At 42.9% G+C, this 17,270-nt stretch carries 11 protein-coding genes; 4 read left to right on the top strand and 7 right to left on the bottom strand.

Annotation, left to right across the window (positions count from 1 at the left end; translation table 11 throughout):
* Positions 1–110 precede the first annotated feature (110 nt).
* On the top strand, positions 111–611 hold the full coding sequence (locus tag AC1XUE_RS10560) for a DinB family protein (protein ID WP_483355896.1): 501 nt from the start codon (positions 111–113) through the stop codon (positions 609–611).
* A gap of 60 nt (positions 612–671) precedes the next feature.
* On the opposite strand, the gene AC1XUE_RS10555 is transcribed toward AC1XUE_RS10560, so the two are convergent.
* From AC1XUE_RS10555 to AC1XUE_RS10540, 4 genes are all read right to left on the bottom strand, one after another.
* Positions 672–2,609, bottom strand: a complete 1,938-nt coding sequence (locus AC1XUE_RS10555; protein ID WP_483355895.1) for a RagB/SusD family nutrient uptake outer membrane protein — start codon at positions 2,607–2,609, stop codon at positions 672–674.
* Positions 2,610–2,684: 75 nt separating this feature from the next.
* Positions 2,685–6,044, bottom strand: a complete 3,360-nt coding sequence (locus AC1XUE_RS10550) for a TonB-dependent receptor (protein ID WP_483355894.1) — start codon at positions 6,042–6,044, stop codon at positions 2,685–2,687.
* Positions 6,045–6,280: 236 nt separating this feature from the next.
* Complete coding sequence (locus AC1XUE_RS10545; protein WP_483355893.1) at positions 6,281–7,363, bottom strand: FecR family protein; 1,083 nt, start codon at positions 7,361–7,363, stop codon at positions 6,281–6,283.
* Between the two features lie 84 nt (positions 7,364–7,447).
* Positions 7,448–8,035, bottom strand: a complete 588-nt coding sequence (locus tag AC1XUE_RS10540; protein ID WP_483355892.1) for an RNA polymerase sigma factor — start codon at positions 8,033–8,035, stop codon at positions 7,448–7,450.
* A gap of 523 nt (positions 8,036–8,558) precedes the next feature.
* Here AC1XUE_RS10540 and AC1XUE_RS10535 point away from each other — a divergent pair.
* Positions 8,559–9,851 (top strand): hypothetical protein, encoded by a 1,293-nt coding sequence (locus AC1XUE_RS10535; RefSeq protein ID WP_483355891.1) that lies wholly within the window; start codon positions 8,559–8,561, stop codon positions 9,849–9,851.
* A 15-nt stretch (positions 9,852–9,866) separates the two neighbouring features.
* Here AC1XUE_RS10535 and AC1XUE_RS10530 read toward each other — a convergent pair whose 3' ends face one another.
* Positions 9,867–10,358, bottom strand: coding sequence for a DUF1579 domain-containing protein (locus AC1XUE_RS10530; RefSeq protein ID WP_483355890.1), 492 nt, complete (start codon positions 10,356–10,358; stop codon positions 9,867–9,869).
* 269 nt (positions 10,359–10,627) lie between these two features.
* Between AC1XUE_RS10530 and AC1XUE_RS10525 the strand changes: the two genes are divergently transcribed.
* The gene (locus AC1XUE_RS10525) at positions 10,628–11,644 is read left to right on the top strand and encodes a GlxA family transcriptional regulator (RefSeq protein WP_483355889.1); all 1,017 of its coding nucleotides are present in this window, start codon (positions 10,628–10,630) and stop codon (positions 11,642–11,644) included.
* Positions 11,645–11,652: 8 nt separating this feature from the next.
* On the opposite strand, the gene AC1XUE_RS10520 is transcribed toward AC1XUE_RS10525, so the two are convergent.
* The gene (locus AC1XUE_RS10520) at positions 11,653–11,973 is read right to left on the bottom strand and encodes a four-helix bundle copper-binding protein (RefSeq protein ID WP_483356021.1); all 321 of its coding nucleotides are present in this window, start codon (positions 11,971–11,973) and stop codon (positions 11,653–11,655) included.
* A gap of 123 nt (positions 11,974–12,096) precedes the next feature.
* On the opposite strand from AC1XUE_RS10520, the gene AC1XUE_RS10515 reads away from it, so the two are divergent.
* Entirely contained in the window at positions 12,097–12,681 is a 585-nt protein-coding gene (locus AC1XUE_RS10515) for an ASCH domain-containing protein (RefSeq protein ID WP_483355888.1), read from the top strand.
* Positions 12,682–12,733: 52 nt separating this feature from the next.
* On the opposite strand, the gene AC1XUE_RS10510 is transcribed toward AC1XUE_RS10515, so the two are convergent.
* A complete protein-coding gene (locus tag AC1XUE_RS10510) occupies positions 12,734–17,209 on the bottom strand; it encodes a carbohydrate-binding protein (RefSeq protein WP_483355887.1) in 4,476 nt (1,491 codons plus the stop codon).
* Between the last annotated feature and the right edge of the window lie 61 nt (positions 17,210–17,270).

The following is a 17,270-nucleotide window of genomic DNA, read 5'->3' as shown; positions in this document are numbered from 1 at the left end:
TAAAATACTATTGATACTCTATTCACTAAATAGTCAAAATGTGATTCTTTAAGTCGTTGACAATCAGTGTTGGTATGGATTTTTTCATTTTTTATTAAACGAAAATCACTATGCAAAACACTGATCTTGTCAGCATCTATCTCAGAGATCTGGATGCCGAAGCAATTGCTACCGGAAAATGCCTGGAAAGAATTCCTGAATCGCTTTACGCTTATAAGCCCCATCCGAAATCAATGAATCTGGGTTATCTGGCATTACTGGTGGCTGAAATGCCGCTTTGGATTGCAGTGATGATTGATAAAGGGGAAATCGATTTTGCCACATATCAACATTTTGCACTAAGTACCAGAGAGAAGTTATCAGCTCATTTTGAAGAAAATATAAATGAAGCAAAGAAGTTTTTAAAGGAAGCGACAGAGGAAAAGCTTTCCGGTTCCTTTGCGCTGAAAAATGACGGAGCATTACTGTATTCAGCCAATGTGATTGAAGAAATCGGTACAACCATAAGACATTGGGTACATCACCGCGGTCAGCTGACCGTCTATATGCGTCTGAATGATATTGCAGTTCCATCCATCTATGGACCATCTGCCGATGAGCGCACTTTTTAAAACATTAAGCAAGAAAATTGGCGATACCATCCAGATATCGCCGATTTTTTATTGACGCTATTACCAGTTTGGATTTTGCATAGCCATCTTTTCATCCGTTGTTAATGGTCTGCCACTTTTTTGGATGGCGTCAAGGAAGGTTTGTGGAATTGGCCTCAGATAATGTTTTGCTTCAATGGGTTTCGCTTCATCATTGAAAACAACTGCACGTGATACCAAAGTTTTGGTGCGTGCCAGATCTTCCCAGCGCATCAGTTCTCCCATCAGCTCCCGTGAACGCTCATTTAGTATAAAATGGATAAACTTACTCTCGTTGGTGGAAGCTCCGACTCTATTATAGAACTCAGTAGTTGAATTGAAAATGTCGCTTGTAGTTGTTAAATGCAAAGCTTCGACTGAGCTTGCCGTAGTAGTCTCCACGTTATTGGATTCGTAATACGTGTTTTTGTCTGAATAGGATACAAAAGCAGCAGTATTAGCAGCAACGTTGGTTTTATAGGCAACCCCTCCATCTACATAAAAAGAACGGTCTTCTCCCTGCTTATAGGCTGCACGGTCACGAACCTTATTGATATAGGCAAGTGCCTGCGTATATTGCTGAAGACGCCCGTAAGCTTCTGCAGCGATCAGATAGGTTTCACCCAGACGAGCCAGTATACCATCGCGTTGGCCAAACTGTGTCGCTACTGAAATACGCGAGCCGTCAGCAAATTTGGAAAGCGCCACGAAACGGCTTGCTTCGTAGTTGCCATGCCCTCCCAAAAGATTTTCAGCCTGGCCAGAGAAATATCTCACAAACATATGCGGTGCACGACGCTGGATGTTTGCGGAGGTATATCTTGTATCACCTGCGTTATTGACTATGTACAGTATCGACTGTTCTCCACCTGCAAACTTTGGCTTGCCTACAAGATCCGTACTTGGTGCATTAGCTGCAGTCCATACCGGTGCAGCCGCCGGACGGTTGCTCAGATAAACGGTTTTGAAGCTTTTCCAGAAACGGCTGTCATTTACCCTGTCATACACATCAAGCGCGTAGTCGGTGGAACGAAGACGTTGGAATTCACGCCCTCCCGGTATATCGCGTTGCATACCTGGCAAGTTCTGATAAACCGATGGATAGTACAGGTGCATTTGATTTCCATACCGGCCTTGCGTGGCAGTATTGCTGGAAAACTGCGCGGAAAGAATAATTTCCGGCAATCTTTCTGAAGCGCCGTCCGGAGCAGTATAGTTCCAAAGGTCACTGAAATTAGGCGCGAGTGTATGCACACCACTATCAATGACCAGATTTGCATACTTGATTACGTTCTCCAGATCCGACTGACGGCTGCTGCTGTTCCAGTCGCTGTTCAGTTCACTGGCTTTGAAAAGATAGGCCTTTGCCAGGAAATGAGCGGCTGCCCATTTTGTAATTCTGCCGGTTTCTGCGGGTGTTGCCGGAAGCAGTTCATAAGCTTTTTCAAGATCACTGATAATCTGTGTGTATACTTCCTGTGCCGTGTTTCTGGTAAACTCAAGTTCTACAACTGTAGATGGTTCCAGTTTCAGAGGAACGCCGCCAAATTGCTTTACCAGTTTAAAGTAATCGAATCCGCGCATGAAGTAGCCTTCTCCCAGGCGGGTATTGCGGTTAGGACCATCTCCATAATAAACCGGCACATTGGTGATGACGATGTTTGCCGAATTGATGTTCCCGTACATGTTATCCCAAACAGTTCGGACGTCGCCCGTAAGTGAATTCAGGTTTGCATCATAGGAGTTCCACATCTGCATGGTACGGTCGCCACCTACGGTAAATTCGTCGGTTCCGTAGTTGGTAGTTGCATAAGCCCATTCATAATTGAAGTGGAAGCGAAGACTCTGATACATACCCGTAACGAGGCCGTCCAGTCCATTGGTTGTTTCGAAATCCTGGGTACTTCTGTCGGTAATCAGGTCTTCGTCCAGAAAACTCTCTTTGCATGCAGAGGGTACTGTCAGTAATAGTGCTCCCATGCAAACCTTAGTAAATATTGACTTTATATGATTCATATAATTCTTTCGTAATAAATGAGACAAAAACCGGTTTACTTAAAAACCTACATTCAAACCAAACACCAATCCCCTGTTGAAGGTAGAGCCACCAAGATCCGGATCCAGCCATGAAATATTCGAGTAGATCAGCCCCGGGTTTTGAATTTGTGCATACACACGACAGTTCGTCATCCTCAATTTTCCGGCAACGCTTGCAGGCAGGTTATAGCCTAGCGATATGTTGCGAACTTTAACAAATGAGCCATCCTGATAATTCATAGCACTCTTGAAAGGATCACCTGCAGCAGAATTGTAATTCGGAGACGGATAGTCATTGGTCGGATTTTCAGGAGTCCAGTAATCAAGAACCCGTTGTGAAAAACGTCCTTGCAAGGACTCGGCTCCTCTTGCCACCGTAAAGCCCAGGCGCCCAAACATGAATACAGCGAGATCCCAGTTCTTGTAAGTAAATGTATTGTTGAAACCGAATGTGAATTTGGGACTTGAATTCCCTACAATCTTTCTGTCGTTGTTGGCATCGATACGGTAATCGCCATTCAAATCTACCACCCGGATGTCACCCGCTCTGAAATTGTGGCCATTGGCATTGAATTTTGCCATTTCTTCCAGATCCGCCTCTGTATTTTGCCAGATTCCCTGCTTGGTGTAATCATAGTATACAGCGAGGCGCTGACCAATGAACCACAGGTTGGCAAGGTCATCATTTTTACCATTAGACAATTCTTCAATTTTGTCCTTATTGGCCGAAAAATTCAATGTTGAAGACCATTCTAGATTGCGTTTTTTGATGTTGACGGTATTGATCGTTACATCAATTCCCTTGTTGGATGTAGCCCCTACGTTGTCCCAAGTTGATACATAACCCACAATAGACGGAATGCTTCTCTGAAGTAGCAGATCCGTGGTGCGTGAGGTATAGAGATCAACTGTACCACTCACACGGCGTTGCAGCAGATCGAAATCAATACCCAGGTTCCATTGCGTTGTATGTTCCCAACCAAGATTCAGGTTAGCCATTACAACAGGATTGGCCAGCGAAGCATCTGAAGAGACGTAACCGGCTTCCACTTTGTTTCCCCACGTATAATAGAGTGTTTCAAGGGCTCCTTTGGTCTGATAAGGGCTGATGGCAGCATTACCTGTACTTCCAAATCCGATACGGGTTTTAAGCATATTCACCCAGGAAACAGACTTAAGAAACTCTTCCTGATCCATGTTCCAGGCAAATGCAGCAGAGGGAAAGAAATCCCATTTATTTCCAGGTGCCAGCTGTGAGGCGCCGTCCCAACGCGCTGAGGCAGTGATCATGTACTTGTCATTAAAGCCATAATTGAAACGACCCATGTAAGACAGCAACTGAGACTCACTAAGACCCGTTCCAAACCCGTCCAAAGCGCTTACCGAATTTAGCTGGTGCCATCTCTGGCTGTCCCAGGGAAGGTTCGTCGCGGTCATCCCACTCGTTTCTGTCAGGTTTGAAGATGCACTCTGTAGCAAGGTTAAACCAATGGTGTGCTTCCCAAAAGTGCGGTCATAGTAAAGCAGGTTGTCCAGCGTATAGGAGAAACGCGATGTCTGATTTAGCTGAGCATAATTGGTTGACCCCGGTTCACCGCCGCCACGGTTGATAGAGTTTCTGTCCATCCATCTTCCGTTACGCAGGTTGTAAAAATCCGGACCGAAATTCATGCGATACTTCAGCCCTTTCATAATATCCACTTCTGCAAACAATACACCCAGCGTACGTAATACCTTCCTTTCATTGATATTGAATCTGTCTTCCCCGATCGGATTAAGAATGTTGATATCTCCACCAGGAAGATTGATACGATTTCCATTATCATCGAATGGAACTGCAAATGGTAACATACCCTGAGCTGCAAAATACAGATTGCCCGGACCGGAGTTACTGCCCGAAGCAAATCCGTAATTCTGAAGGCTGTAGGTCCCGTTAATGCTTCCGCCAAATTTGAACCATTTTACAGGCGACATCTCCACACTGAACTTAGCATTAAATCGTTCGAAATCCTGGCCGAGTTGTGTACCATCCTGAAACAGGTAGCCAATGGATCCGTAGGCTTTCATTTTGTCCGTGCCTCCACTCAGGCCAAGTGTATGATCCTGTGTTACCCCTGTTTTGAGTACCATGTCTGTCCATTTGGTTGTGGGTACGAGATTACCGTTCCAGCTTCCGCCTTCCCAACCTTTCATTACATTGGCCAGCGCATAGGAATCACCACCGAAAATACGTTCATCATCTGCCTGAGTAGGTGCTGCCGGATAATTCCCTGCGCGACGGAATGCATCTCTTCTGAACTCAACATATTGCGCAGAGTTCATCATATTCATGCGATCTTGCTGGTTCTCAATGGTGGTGGTGCCGATGTAATTAAGTGAAAGCTTTCCGCTTTTACCTTGTTTGGTGGTAACCAGTACTACGCCATTTGCACCTCTCGACCCAAATACTGCGGTCGCAGAAGCATCTTTCAGAATGTCAATAGATTCTATGTCATTGGGGTTAATGGACTCAATGCCACCTGCTGCTAAAGGAATTCCGTCTACTACGTATAACGGTGAATTGCTCGCGCTAAGTGAACGGTTACCTCGTATACGTATACTCCCCATTTCACCCGGACGTTCGTTGGAGGTGATATCTACCCCGGCGGCTCTTCCCTGCATAGCCTGCAGCACGTTGGCTACCGGTCTTTTCTTGATCTCATCGGAACCCACGCTGCTTACGGATCCGGTGAGGTCACTTTTTTTCACCCGATTGTATCCGATTACGACTACTTCTTCCAGTGTCTTATCATCGTTGGTTAAAGTAACGTCCACTACAGATTGATTACCAATCTCAACATCACGTGTTTCGTAACCAACATAAGAAAATATCAATACCCCATTATCAGGGACATCAATAGAATACCTGCCGTCCAGTCCGGTAGTTGTACCTCTGCTTGTTCCCTTCACAATAATACTTACACCAGGAAGTGGTTCGTTGGCTGCATCCTTTACAGTTCCCGCAACAGTACGGTCAATAGCCGGCGCAGTCTGAATATCCAGTGTTTCGCTCTGATCTTTTCCAGTGTTTTTGCGCAGTATAATCTGCTTGTTCATAATCATATATGAAACTCCGTAAGGAGTCAGAATTCTGTCAAGCACTTCTGACAGGCGTTCGTCGTTTGCATATAGTGTTACAGGTTGTCCTTTTGGTATCAGTTTTGAATTAAAAGAAATTCTGACATTGGCAGCTTTGCTGATCTGATCAAGAGCGGTACGCATTTCTGTGTTTTCTCTGGATATTTTCAGCCGCTTTTGAAGTAATTCCTGCGCAGCACCTGCGTAAGAAACACCTGATAGCAGCAACGTCATGAAAATCTGTACGGTAGTAATTTTCATAATCCTAAACCACAGATGGGTATAGTTATAATTTTTTTGCATAGATTTAATAGGTTTTTGTGATTTGAAAAGGCAAAAACATTCCTCATGCTCCCCGGCAAGGGAGCAGCTTGACATTGAAATACAAGTCGGGGATTTTAGCCGGTCATGGTACGAACATGCCCGGCTTTTTTATGACTTGTCAGGGAGAATAAGATGTGTTTATAAACATAGATTCGGGTTTAAATGTGAAAGTCTTACTGATTACATCCTTTTGATATAACCTTTATGTGATCATTTTCAATCATATAGCTGGTGCCAGGGCCAATTGAATTGCAGACAATATTTAATTTTTCAAACAGGGGTTCATCGGTTAAGTTGGTGGTCAATTCACAGCCATCCAGTACTGCACGATCTAATTCTATTTTCAGCCCATATGCTTTCCCGATCTTTTCGAATACTTCCGAAACCGGAGTGTCTGTAAACGCATAAGAGCTGGGCGTTGCAGGCAGGTACTTCAATAAGTCTTCTGATTCCAAATCCTTTGTGTTGAAGCCCGACTTAGCCCTATTGAAAACAGCTTGCTCATTCGGAATCAAATTGACGGTTTCGTTTTTTCCTGATTGTGCTGATGTGCTGGAAACAGCTACCTTTCCTGTTTTCACAACAACGGAATAATCGGTGTCATCCGAATAGGCTGTGACCGTAAAGCTTGTACCCACCACCTTTGTCAACATCTCACCGGAATATACCAGGAACGGAGACAAAGGGTCTTTGGTAACTTCAAAGAAAGCCTTCCCGGTCAAGTGCACCCTCCTGTTGCCACCTGCTTCTTTTTCATATTTTAAGGTACTTCTGGGATGAAGAAGTACAGAGCTGCCATCCGGCAATGCTACAGGAATAACTGTGTTTGTTCTGTTATCTTTAAAAATACGGGTATCTATCTTTTCAACAGTAGCGGTGGTATGGTGTTCCGGCTGAAATTTTCCGGTTGTCTTTTTTGTAAGGAAATACCATCCTGCAAATGAGCAAAGCAATACAACAGCGGCTGCGGCGCGCCAGTACATAGGTTTGATGTAGCCGGACTTCTCTGCTTTTACAGCTTTAATGGTTTCAAGACTTATTGTTTCGAAGTAATCGTCCGAAAAAGGTTCTTCCCTGATTACACTGGCCAGAACAATCTCTCTGGCTTTCATAGCTTCTTTGGCGGAATCAGGGTTTTGTGAAAGCCATAAACTCCATGTCGCTTCTGTATTTCGAAAACCTCCGTTGAGCACCCATTGCCTGAAACTTTCGTCAGCTAAATAGTCAGCAACTTTGTAATGGGAATAGTTTATCATGAAATGTTAATCTTGCTGTTTATAAGCAGTAGTAACAGTTCATAAGCTTTATACTGGTTTTGATTATATTTTTTTTTGAAATTTTTAAAAAAGATAAAATTTGAGATAAAACAGGATGGCTGATATGGAGTTCAATGGAAAGGAGTGACGCAGAGAATTGAGTGCTTCGTGAATAAGGTTGATGGCCGTCTGGTATTTAACGCCCATTACTTCTGCAATCTCATCATTACTCATGTTTTCAAAGAAACGCAGATAAATTGCTTCTTTTTGTCTGCGGGGAAGCTGACTGATAAAGCGGTTGATCATAAGTACCCTTTCTGCTTCCGTTTCATTTTCTATAAGACGGGCTTCAATCGAAAATTCTGTGAGAAATGGCGCTTCTTCATGCTTTTCGCCGGATACAAAGACACTTTCTTTTTTGAGTGTAGTAATAATTTTGCGACGAAGGCACGTAAATAGGTAGGGGCGGATCTCGGTAAGCTGGCGAAGGCCTGAACGGTATTGCCAGAGCTGAATATAGACTTCCTGTATACAATCCTGTATCAGCAGGTCATTTTTTACCAGCTTTCTTCCATAAAGTGCAAGTGGTTTCCCAAACAGCCTGATCAGCTGTTCGAGTGATTTCTCATCCCCGCCCGTAAAGTCTTTCCACAGTTGCTCTTCCTCTGACATTGCTGCAATATTCAATCCTCCGGTTTCTAATGATATGATATTTTGTCATTAAAAAATAATACTATTCCGATCCTAATTTAAGGAAATTATTCAGACAATATATTGCAGAGGTACATTTCCGTATTTGTGTATGATGATCAAATAGGAACGATCCCGCTAAATTTGGTTCAGAGTGAATTACTTAAAGCAGGTACTGAAAAAAACTACTGATGAGAGCAGGTGAAAATAGGTTTTGCGAGCGGTTTTCTGACTGATCCGGTTTGTTGGCCCGGGTTTTATCCCGGATGTGAGGTGCCAATTGTTTACTTCAGATCTACCAATCGATACCCAGGCTTGTTTTGCCAGAGTCTGTCAGGCAATAATAAAGGGTAATGCCCTTTGACGGGTAATTGCTTACAGCACATTGACTTTTTATGACCATTTACTCGGATTTATAACCTTTCAGTAACACAATCCTCTAAATTTTTGTCTGGCAATTTTATTTACGGATATTTGAGTTACATAAATATTGCGCTTGAAAGAAATGACCAAATACATTGCCGCCAGCATCGTAATCATTCTGGCTTTCGGATATATTGTTTTTTTTGCTGTTCCGACTATTCCTTCCTTTGATGATTATTATGCTACACTATATCTGATCAAAAAATTTTATTTTGAAAATACCAATTTTGCTGATCGCATCCAACTGTTGCTTACCCGGCATAATGAGCATAGAATTGTCATTTCGAAAGCCACTGCAACTGCTTATTACGCCATATTCGGGCAGCTTAATTTCCATCATCTCATTATTTTTCAAAATCTTTTTCTGATCGCTTTTACCGCTATTATCGTGAGATTATTTCGGAAATATGCAGTGCTGAATCCTGTTACATTTTTGTTTATTGCGGCTTATCTGTTCAGTACATCTTTCTATCATGTGACGTCTTTTTATTGGGGCGGGATACAGCACTACACTGTATTTGTATTTTCTTTTGCTTGTCTGTTATGGTTGAATGATGCGGAAAGACCACTAAGTCCCTCTTTTGGCTTCGCTGTGTTGTCTGGATTATTGGCTACACTGTCGTTTGGTAATGGGATACTGGCATTGCTCATGGGTTGTTTTCTGTTGTTTGCTCATGGAAGATATCGGCTCCTGGCGCTTTGGGGAGTATTTACAATGGTGATGGTTGTGTACGGTTTCGTGATTGATAAGCCTGAAAAACTTGCCGGTACTGAATTTAATTTTGAATGGATGGCCAGGCTGCTTTTTACTTTTTTAGGAAGTTTCGTGTATATCAATCCATCAGCAGGACAACACGTTAATATCATTTTGTGTATGCTGGTTGGTATAGCCGTAGCTGTTTTCTGGCTTTGGTTGTTTTTTTCAGGATATGCTTTTAGAAAGCCATTACTTTATGTATTACTTTCTTTGCCGGTGGTAACCGGAATAATTATCTCTATTTCAAGATTTGAGACAAAATCTGCTGGTGGTATTACATCGCGCTATATGTTTTTTACCACCACGATTCCTATCATGATTGTTCTGATTTTACTGGACATGAAGATCATTAAGTGGCCACAACTGCGTTATGCACTTCCCGTGGTACTTTCGCTCTGGGCATTATCTTTCTATAACAATTATTTTGCGCTCAGAGCAATGCGAAATGAGTTAAGTGAAACTGTAGTAAAATGGAAAAAAGATAAATCGGTACCATTGGTTTATTATCAGGAAGCCAAGAGCACATCGGAGATACTCAACTGGGGCGTTTGTAATAAGGTACTGAATAACCCTATTTATGAAGATGCTTGTAATCCGCTTTATGATGACCATCAATAAAATTTCTTTCTGACCTTATTTCACTCTTCTGAAAATCGTTTCTGTTGCCTTGCTCTCTTCTCCTTCGGGTGATATATTGTAAGCAGTAATTACCAGCGTATCGTGGTCTTGGAGGATCGTATCTGTGCGCCATCCCCATGGAAGAGGAATGTCAGGTCCACCATAATTGCCAAGAACAGAAATTCCCTGTTCAGGCTTCTGTCCACTTGACAACATCATGCCTGTTCCCATATGAAAGCTGTCGATCCATGCACATTGAAACGTATTATTGGGAATGTCATAACCGTAAACAGCAATTCCTTCCAAGGGTTTACTTTGCATTTCTCCCCGGTATTCAAACATTTGAAAACGTCCTCCAAGCACAGGTCGGAATGTCGCTTCCACTCGTGACTCATCCGCCAGTACATCTGGTTCAAACCATGTTTTAGTAGTGCCTTCCCATGCACCTGTAAGTGCTGAGAGTTCTTTATGAACGCCTGAGGATAATGATTCTTCGAATTTGCCCATGATTTAAAGTTGAATTAATGCAGATATGATTTGAAAGATAAGCCTGTTGAAGTTTTGTTATACCACATCTTACGTTCTTCGGCAACTTAGGCTTTTTAATATGGCATCATGCTGATTTTGAGTAGTCAGTGTGATAGCCATGAACAAAAATACATACAATAGAAGTAAATTTATGTGGTAGAACCAGACAGTTGCGAGGGGTATTCAGGACAAAATACTAACTTGTGGTAATCTTGCAGGAACACTATACAAAAGCAAAATTTCAATATATGATACAGCTAGCTTTATTGATCACCAACAAGCACAGAATGTTGAGCGTTGCAGCTATTCTGGATGTATTCGAATCGGTAAACCAGTTTTATGAAATCGATGGCAAACCTGCATTTTTTGATATCAGATTGTATGCCCCATCGGCTGATGTACCGGCATATGGTAGACATGCTGTTCGACCGATATCGGAAGCAGAAGCACCGGGACTGATATTTATTCCTGCATTTTCTGCAGAGGACATATCAAATGCTATTAAAGAAAATGCCGCTCTGATCCCATGGTTACATCAGCAGTATCACCGTGGAGCTGAAATTGCCAGTTTTTGTACCGGTGCATTTCTGTTGGCTGCTACCGGACTTTTGAATGGAAAAAGGGCCACTACCCACATTAATGCTTCAATTCCTTTTGCTGCGTCATTTCCTCATGTTCTACTCACTGCAGATGCCGTCGTGACGGATGATAGCCGGACCTATACAAGTGGTGGGGCTACGAGTAGTTTCCATCTGATGCTGTATCTGATCGGAAATTATTGTGGAAAAGAAATGGCGACACGCATTGCCAAAATGTTTGCGATCGATATGGATCGGGAACATCAGACTTATTTCGGGACGTTTGAGCCGACTGTAGATCATGGTGACGGAATTGTAAATATGGCGCAGCAACAAATCCAGAAGCAATATCAGGACGGGCGAACGATTGAAGAACTGATACAGGATATTCCTGCGAGTCGGCGTAATGTGGTAAGGCGCTTTAAGCAAGCAACGGGTATCACACCTATTGAATACCTGCAGAAAACGAGAATAGAAGCTGCGAAGAAATTATTGGAACAAACGGATCAGAGCGTATTGGAAGTCATGCTTAATTCCGGATATAATGACCTTAAATCTTTTAGGCAGTTATTCAAAAAAAGTGCGGGGCTAACGCCTAAGGATTACCGTGCTAAATTCAATGTTTCCAGAATGGATCAAAAGCGTCATACAGCCAATTTGACTTCTGTCGTTTTGGATTCTATCTAAATCTGGATTCAGGCAGCAAGTGCTTCACAGGCGGTCTGACACCTTCTGCATGCGTCAGCGCATATTCTGCAATGTTCCATACCCATCATAGCGTGCTTCTCACATTCTTCTGCGCATTCACGACAGATTTTAGCACATACTACACAAAAATCGGTGGTGTATGTACTTTTCAGAAGCATTAACTGAGCTGCAGCATGACATGAAGCTGCACATTGTAAATCAAGATTGATACATTTGGTCTGGTGAGAAACTTGCTCGTCTTCAAGACAGGTACTTGCGCAATAATTACAAGCAGTCGCACACGCGTTACAGGCATCAATGCATTGCATTATCTTTGCGTCGATATTCATAATTATAGCTCAGGTTCGTTTCTTTTTTAGAATCTTTGCCAAAATCCTGCCATGTATTACTTACACGACGGTTTTAAATTTTACACTTATTAGGAAATTGATATGTTATTCAAACAGAAACATCTGGAGGCTATAAAATCGGGGAAGATTACCCTTGCATTTCGCAGATGGAAAAAAGCAGACGTAAAACCTGGAAGTCTGATTAAAACAAGTGTTGGGGTAATCCGCGTCACTAGTGTAGAGGAAATCACCGCATCTCAGATTACGGATGCGGAAGCCACCAGCGCAGGTTTAAGAGATGCTTCATCATTGGTAGCATTGCTTGGAAAACAGGATGAAGGCCAGATTTATAAAATAGGAGTGTCGTTTGATTCAGAAGATCCCCGTATCGAATTAAGAGAAACGGTGGAATTGGATGAAGCTACTTACACAGAAATTCAGACGGCTTTGCTTAACCTTGATAAGTTCAGCAAAACCGGTAAATGGACGGGTAAAGTACTGGAGGCAATTAAAGCGAATCCGCGGCTTAAAGCAGCAGATCTTGCAGTCCTTGTGAAGCGGGAGAAGGAGTGGCTGAAGCTAAATGTCAGAAAATTAAAAGCACTGGGACTTACGATCAGTCATGAACCGGGTTATTCCATTTCTCCCAGAGGCGAAGCGTATCTCGATAGAGTAGGATCAAAATAAAAGGCTCAAAAGTTGATATTACTTTTGAGCCTATAAAAAAATACGATACGGATTAATGCGTTTTCACAATTTTTCTGAAAGCACGATCTTGTCCCTGTATTACTTCTACCACGTAAGAGCCGGTTGGCAAATGAGCAACACTGATTTTTTGTTTGAAATTATTTTCTGATTTAGTCAGTGTTTCTTTCTTATAAAGCCTTCCGGTACCAGTATCGAATATTCTCAGCTCTACACTGCCGATTGATGCATTAGCCAGATCGATGGTAATGTAATCAGCTGTAGGATTAGGATAAACAGATACGAGGCGTTGCAAAGGGATAATCTCTTCGCTGTTCGCTACTTGCAGAAGCGTTGTGTCAATCAAAGCCCTGCGAAGGTTTCGGCTGCCTGCTGCCAGTACAAACATGGGGGTTTCGGTTGCAGTAAGGCTCACCTTTCCGCCTGTAACCGGAAGCTCTTCCAAGGACATATTGTCAGAACCGATTACAGGACGATATACCTGAGCAGTTGCACTTCCAGCCAAATTGAGAGCGTAATTAGCCGTTCTGCCCACCTCGTCCGGAACGGTCAGAATGTATAGCGATTGACCATCCAGCTCATAACGGTCCACTATAGGATCGCTGTAGATAGTTTCCTTGTACCGATAGTTGCCGAATAATTTATTAATCTGTACCATATAATCAGCCGCAGGTCTCCGGGTCTGATCTGTATTCAGAAGCCCGGATGATCCAAACATTCCTGCTTCAGGATTATCGTCGTACATCTGATAAAAATATACTTTATCAATTCCTTTTCTTGCCGAGAATAATGAGGTACGGATGATCCAGTCGGCCTGTGTTTCCAACGCAGATTTATTGCCAATAGGAATCGCTTTGATCGGACTGTTCGGACTAACATCAAAACCGGTTTCTGTAATCCATACCGGCATGTCATAGCAAATTTCATGAGCTACTTTCACAAATTCATCGACGATGATATGGGCGGGTGTCATTTCCGCAGACATACCTCTCGTAGAAGTGCCGCTCTGAGAAGACGAGGTGTTGTCGGTATAAAGGTGAAAGTTAATGACATCCCAGCAAAGATTCACGGTTCCGTCAGGATTGAATCCCCTGAATTCTTTACACCAATCCACCATCCCTTTCACATAATCAGGACCTGTAACGAGGCCTGCGATAACTACCTGCATGGTTGGGTCAGCATTTTTTACACCTACTCCGGCTCCCATAGTATTTTTATGTCCATCATAGAAAGCAGACAGGTTAGCAGCATATTCACGGGCAGTCTGGTAGCCCATACGTCCCTTCCACCACTTATCACGTTCATTATCACACTCGATATACTTAACCAGATCTAAACCAATTTTGATCGTGTTTGGATTGTCGCCCGGCCATCTTGGCGTTGTATATACACTTAGTAAAGATGGATTTACAGCAGTATTTCTTCCATATCTGGCTGTAAACTGAAATGCTACTTTAGCTTGTTCAATGTAGGAAAGCGGATCAGCAAAGTCTTTACCATACCTTACAGGTACAAATTCTGTTTCCCGTTCGCCCTCCGGATAGGTTGCCAGCATCCAGCCGGGTAAAGTCTTGATACATGCAAGGATTTCTATGTTTTCCTGCTTGCAACGTTCATACATCAGATCGTAATGCCAGCCACCTATCAGTGTTGGATTAAAGGAATATACTCCCTCACTTGATTCCAGTTTTTCCCAGTCAAGGTAATGTCTTAAACCTTTGAAATTTTTGGCAGCGTTAACCAAATTTTCGTCGTTTTCCCATGGCTTTGCTCCATGCTGAAAATTCCACTCATAACCATTGATACCAAACATGTCGCCCAAGCGGACAGACTTGGCCGGTAGGGGAGAAGGAGCTACTGTAGCCGCGGTATGACTTCCATAAATTTCCATTTCGGTAGGCATAATCCCACGCACATCCCAAACCAGGTAACGAATATTTTCAACAGGTATATCAAGTACAAATTGCGCATTTCCAGACATGTTTCTTTCCGGATACGGGCCCACCCATCCATTGTATCTGTCTCCGTTAAATCGTGCAATTTCAATACGTTCCCACTGATCCGTAATGACAGAGAGTTTTGCAGGGTTTTGAGTATTCGATCCTTCCAGGTCAAAGAATCTCAAACTTTCAATGGTCATTTTTTCTCCTTCAAGCAATGGGTAATAGGCTTCATAGTTATCGAGTATTTTGCCCCAACCTGTATGTAAAGTCTCTGTGGTAATACCATCGAATAGCTGATCCAGGCCATGCGCTGCATTGGTCAGCTGATACCATCTCTTTGGATCGAGAATAATTTTTTGAGCGTTGGAAACGGGATCTGCCGGGTGTACGGTAATCGTTCTTGTAATATTTTCGGCAACGGTAAAATGGCCTTGTGCAGCCTGTGATGCAGTAATATTAGTGCTCCCTTCGGCCAGAATGGTTGCTGTCCATGTACCTCCATTGTTGGTCAGTGCAATAACGGATGGGTTGGAAGAGGAAAAAATAATAGGGGCAAGATTGTTATTACTTGTCGCAGAGAGATTAAAGCTATTATCACCTACTTTGATAGCAGGCGAAGTTTCAAATGTAATCACAGATTGTGTAGGCTGTGTCACCTGTCCGCCTTCGAGCACCTCAAACCAGTTGAAGTTAAATGTTCCCTTCGGCATAAAAAGTCTGATGACCTGGTCGCCCTGGGTCAGCGCTGCTGTAGTACTAATCGTTGTATACGTTTGCCAGCCTCCTGTTTGTGGCACACTGACATTCCCGAGTATATTACTGTCCTGATCCCGGATTTGAATAATTCCATTTCCATAGGCATTGGCCACACGGAAAGAGAAGGTATGAATTCCGGAACTCAGCACTTTTACATGGTAATCCATCCAATCTTCATCATCGATATAGCCTATATTGATTCCACCATCCTGATCTCCTGAGGCTTCGGGTCGTACATCACTTGCTTTATCGAAATTCTCCGCTTCAATACGTCCGGTAAGTAATTTTGTGGGTACAAATTCAATCCAGTTAAGATTGAAATTACCATTTTCAGCATACACTCTTATCGTCTGATTCCCGGCAGGCAGTTTAACGAATAAGGAAATAGTTTGCCAACTCTGCATACCTCCCGTGCGCGGTATCACCGAGCCTGCAAGTTTTACTCCGTCCGCGTTTCGGATATGTATCTCCGCATTGTCATTGAATCCATTGGCTACTCTCAATTTGAGTGTATATCCTCCGGTTTGGGATGTTTGGATGTTGTAATCCAACCAGCTACCATTGTTAATACTTCCAACATTACTTCCACCACCGGTGTCGGATGTTGTTTCTGTACCCGCATCATGGATTGCGCTGTAATGTTCCGCTTCAATTCTGGAAGGAATTTGTGTGTAAGTATTTGGAGAAACAGGTGTGGCCGGATTAACGATGACGGTTCTCACTACGTTTTCTGCAGCGGCAAAAGATCCTTGTCCTGCTTGTGATGCAGTTATATTGCTGCTTCCTCCGGCCAGAATAGTTGCTGTCCATATAGTTCCGTTATTTGTCAGCGCAATGACAGATGGGTTTGAAGATGAAAAAGTAATAGGAGCAACATGGTTATTACTAGTAGCAGAAAGCGTGAAGTTGTTATCACCCAATTTGACAGCCGATAAAGTCTCGAATGTAATTAGAGATTGTACAGGCTGTTCAATCGATCCACCTTCTGTTACTTCAAACCAATTGAAGTTAAAAGTTCCTTTCGGCATAAATAGCCTGATCACCTGGTCGCCCTGGGCCAGTGTAGCTGTAGTACTAATTGTAGTATACGTTTGCCATCCTCCTGTCTGCGGCACATTGGCCATCCCAAGTATATTGCTATTCAGATCCCGGATCTGAATGATTCCGTTTCCATAGGAATTGGCCACACGAAATGAGAAAGTATGTAACCCTGAATTGGCAACCCTTACATGGTAGTCCATCCAGTCTTCATCATCTATATAGCCTATATTAACCCCACCATCCTGATCTCCTGATGCTTCGGGTCTTACATCGCTTGCTCCATCGAAATCCTCGGCCTCAATACGTCCCGTTAGTAATTTTGTGGGTACAAATTCAATCCAGTTAAGATTGAAATTTCCATTTTCAGCATATACTCTTATCGTTTGATTTCCAGATGGAAGAATTACAAATAATGAGATCGTTTGCCACATCTGCATACCTCCTGTCCGTGGTATAACAGTACCTGTAAGTTTTACTCCATCCGCATTTCTAATATGTACTTCAGCATGGTCATTGAAGCCATTGGCCACTCTCAATTTCAGTGTATAACCTGCAGCTTGGGTTGTTTGGATGTGATAGTCCATCCAACTGCCATTATTGATATGTCCGACGTTATCTCCACCACCCTGATCCAGGCTTGCTTCTGTAGCTGCGTCGTGTATGGAATCATAATTTTCAGCTTCAATTCTGGAGGGAATTTGCGTGTAATTCTGGGCATTTACGTATGCGAAGCCCCAAACTAAAAAAAAGGAAAGCAGAAGTTTTTTCATTTGTTGATCTCAAAAACCAGAGAAGAGAATAATGTAATTTATTTGCAGCAATGTAGAAATT

It is taken from the genome of Dyadobacter sp. HNCC25DJ187 (assembly GCF_056895255.1).
Note: the sequence above shows the minus strand (reverse complement) of the source record. Positions and strands in the feature narration are given on the sequence as shown.

Excerpts from the sequence above, each read along its gene's own strand:
- AC1XUE_RS10560 (WP_483355896.1), top strand. The coding sequence starts at position 111 with ATGCAAAACACTGATCTTGTCAGCATCTATCTCAGAGATCTGGATGCC.
- AC1XUE_RS10555 (WP_483355895.1), bottom strand. The coding sequence starts at position 2,609 with ATGGGAGCACTATTACTGACAGTACCCTCTGCATGCAAAGAGAGTTTT.
- AC1XUE_RS10530 (WP_483355890.1), bottom strand. The coding sequence starts at position 10,358 with ATGGGCAAATTCGAAGAATCATTATCCTCAGGCGTTCATAAAGAACTC.
- AC1XUE_RS10540 (WP_483355892.1), bottom strand. The coding sequence starts at position 8,035 with ATGTCAGAGGAAGAGCAACTGTGGAAAGACTTTACGGGCGGGGATGAG.
- AC1XUE_RS10515 (WP_483355888.1), top strand. The coding sequence starts at position 12,097 with ATGTTATTCAAACAGAAACATCTGGAGGCTATAAAATCGGGGAAGATT.
- AC1XUE_RS10550 (WP_483355894.1), bottom strand. The coding sequence starts at position 6,044 with ATGAAAATTACTACCGTACAGATTTTCATGACGTTGCTGCTATCAGGT.
- AC1XUE_RS10525 (WP_483355889.1), top strand. The coding sequence starts at position 10,628 with ATGATACAGCTAGCTTTATTGATCACCAACAAGCACAGAATGTTGAGC.
- AC1XUE_RS10510 (WP_483355887.1), bottom strand. The coding sequence starts at position 17,209 with ATGAAAAAACTTCTGCTTTCCTTTTTTTTAGTTTGGGGCTTCGCATAC.
- AC1XUE_RS10520 (WP_483356021.1), bottom strand. The coding sequence starts at position 11,973 with ATGCAATGCATTGATGCCTGTAACGCGTGTGCGACTGCTTGTAATTAT.
- AC1XUE_RS10535 (WP_483355891.1), top strand. The coding sequence starts at position 8,559 with ATGACCAAATACATTGCCGCCAGCATCGTAATCATTCTGGCTTTCGGA.
- AC1XUE_RS10545 (WP_483355893.1), bottom strand. The coding sequence starts at position 7,363 with ATGATAAACTATTCCCATTACAAAGTTGCTGACTATTTAGCTGACGAA.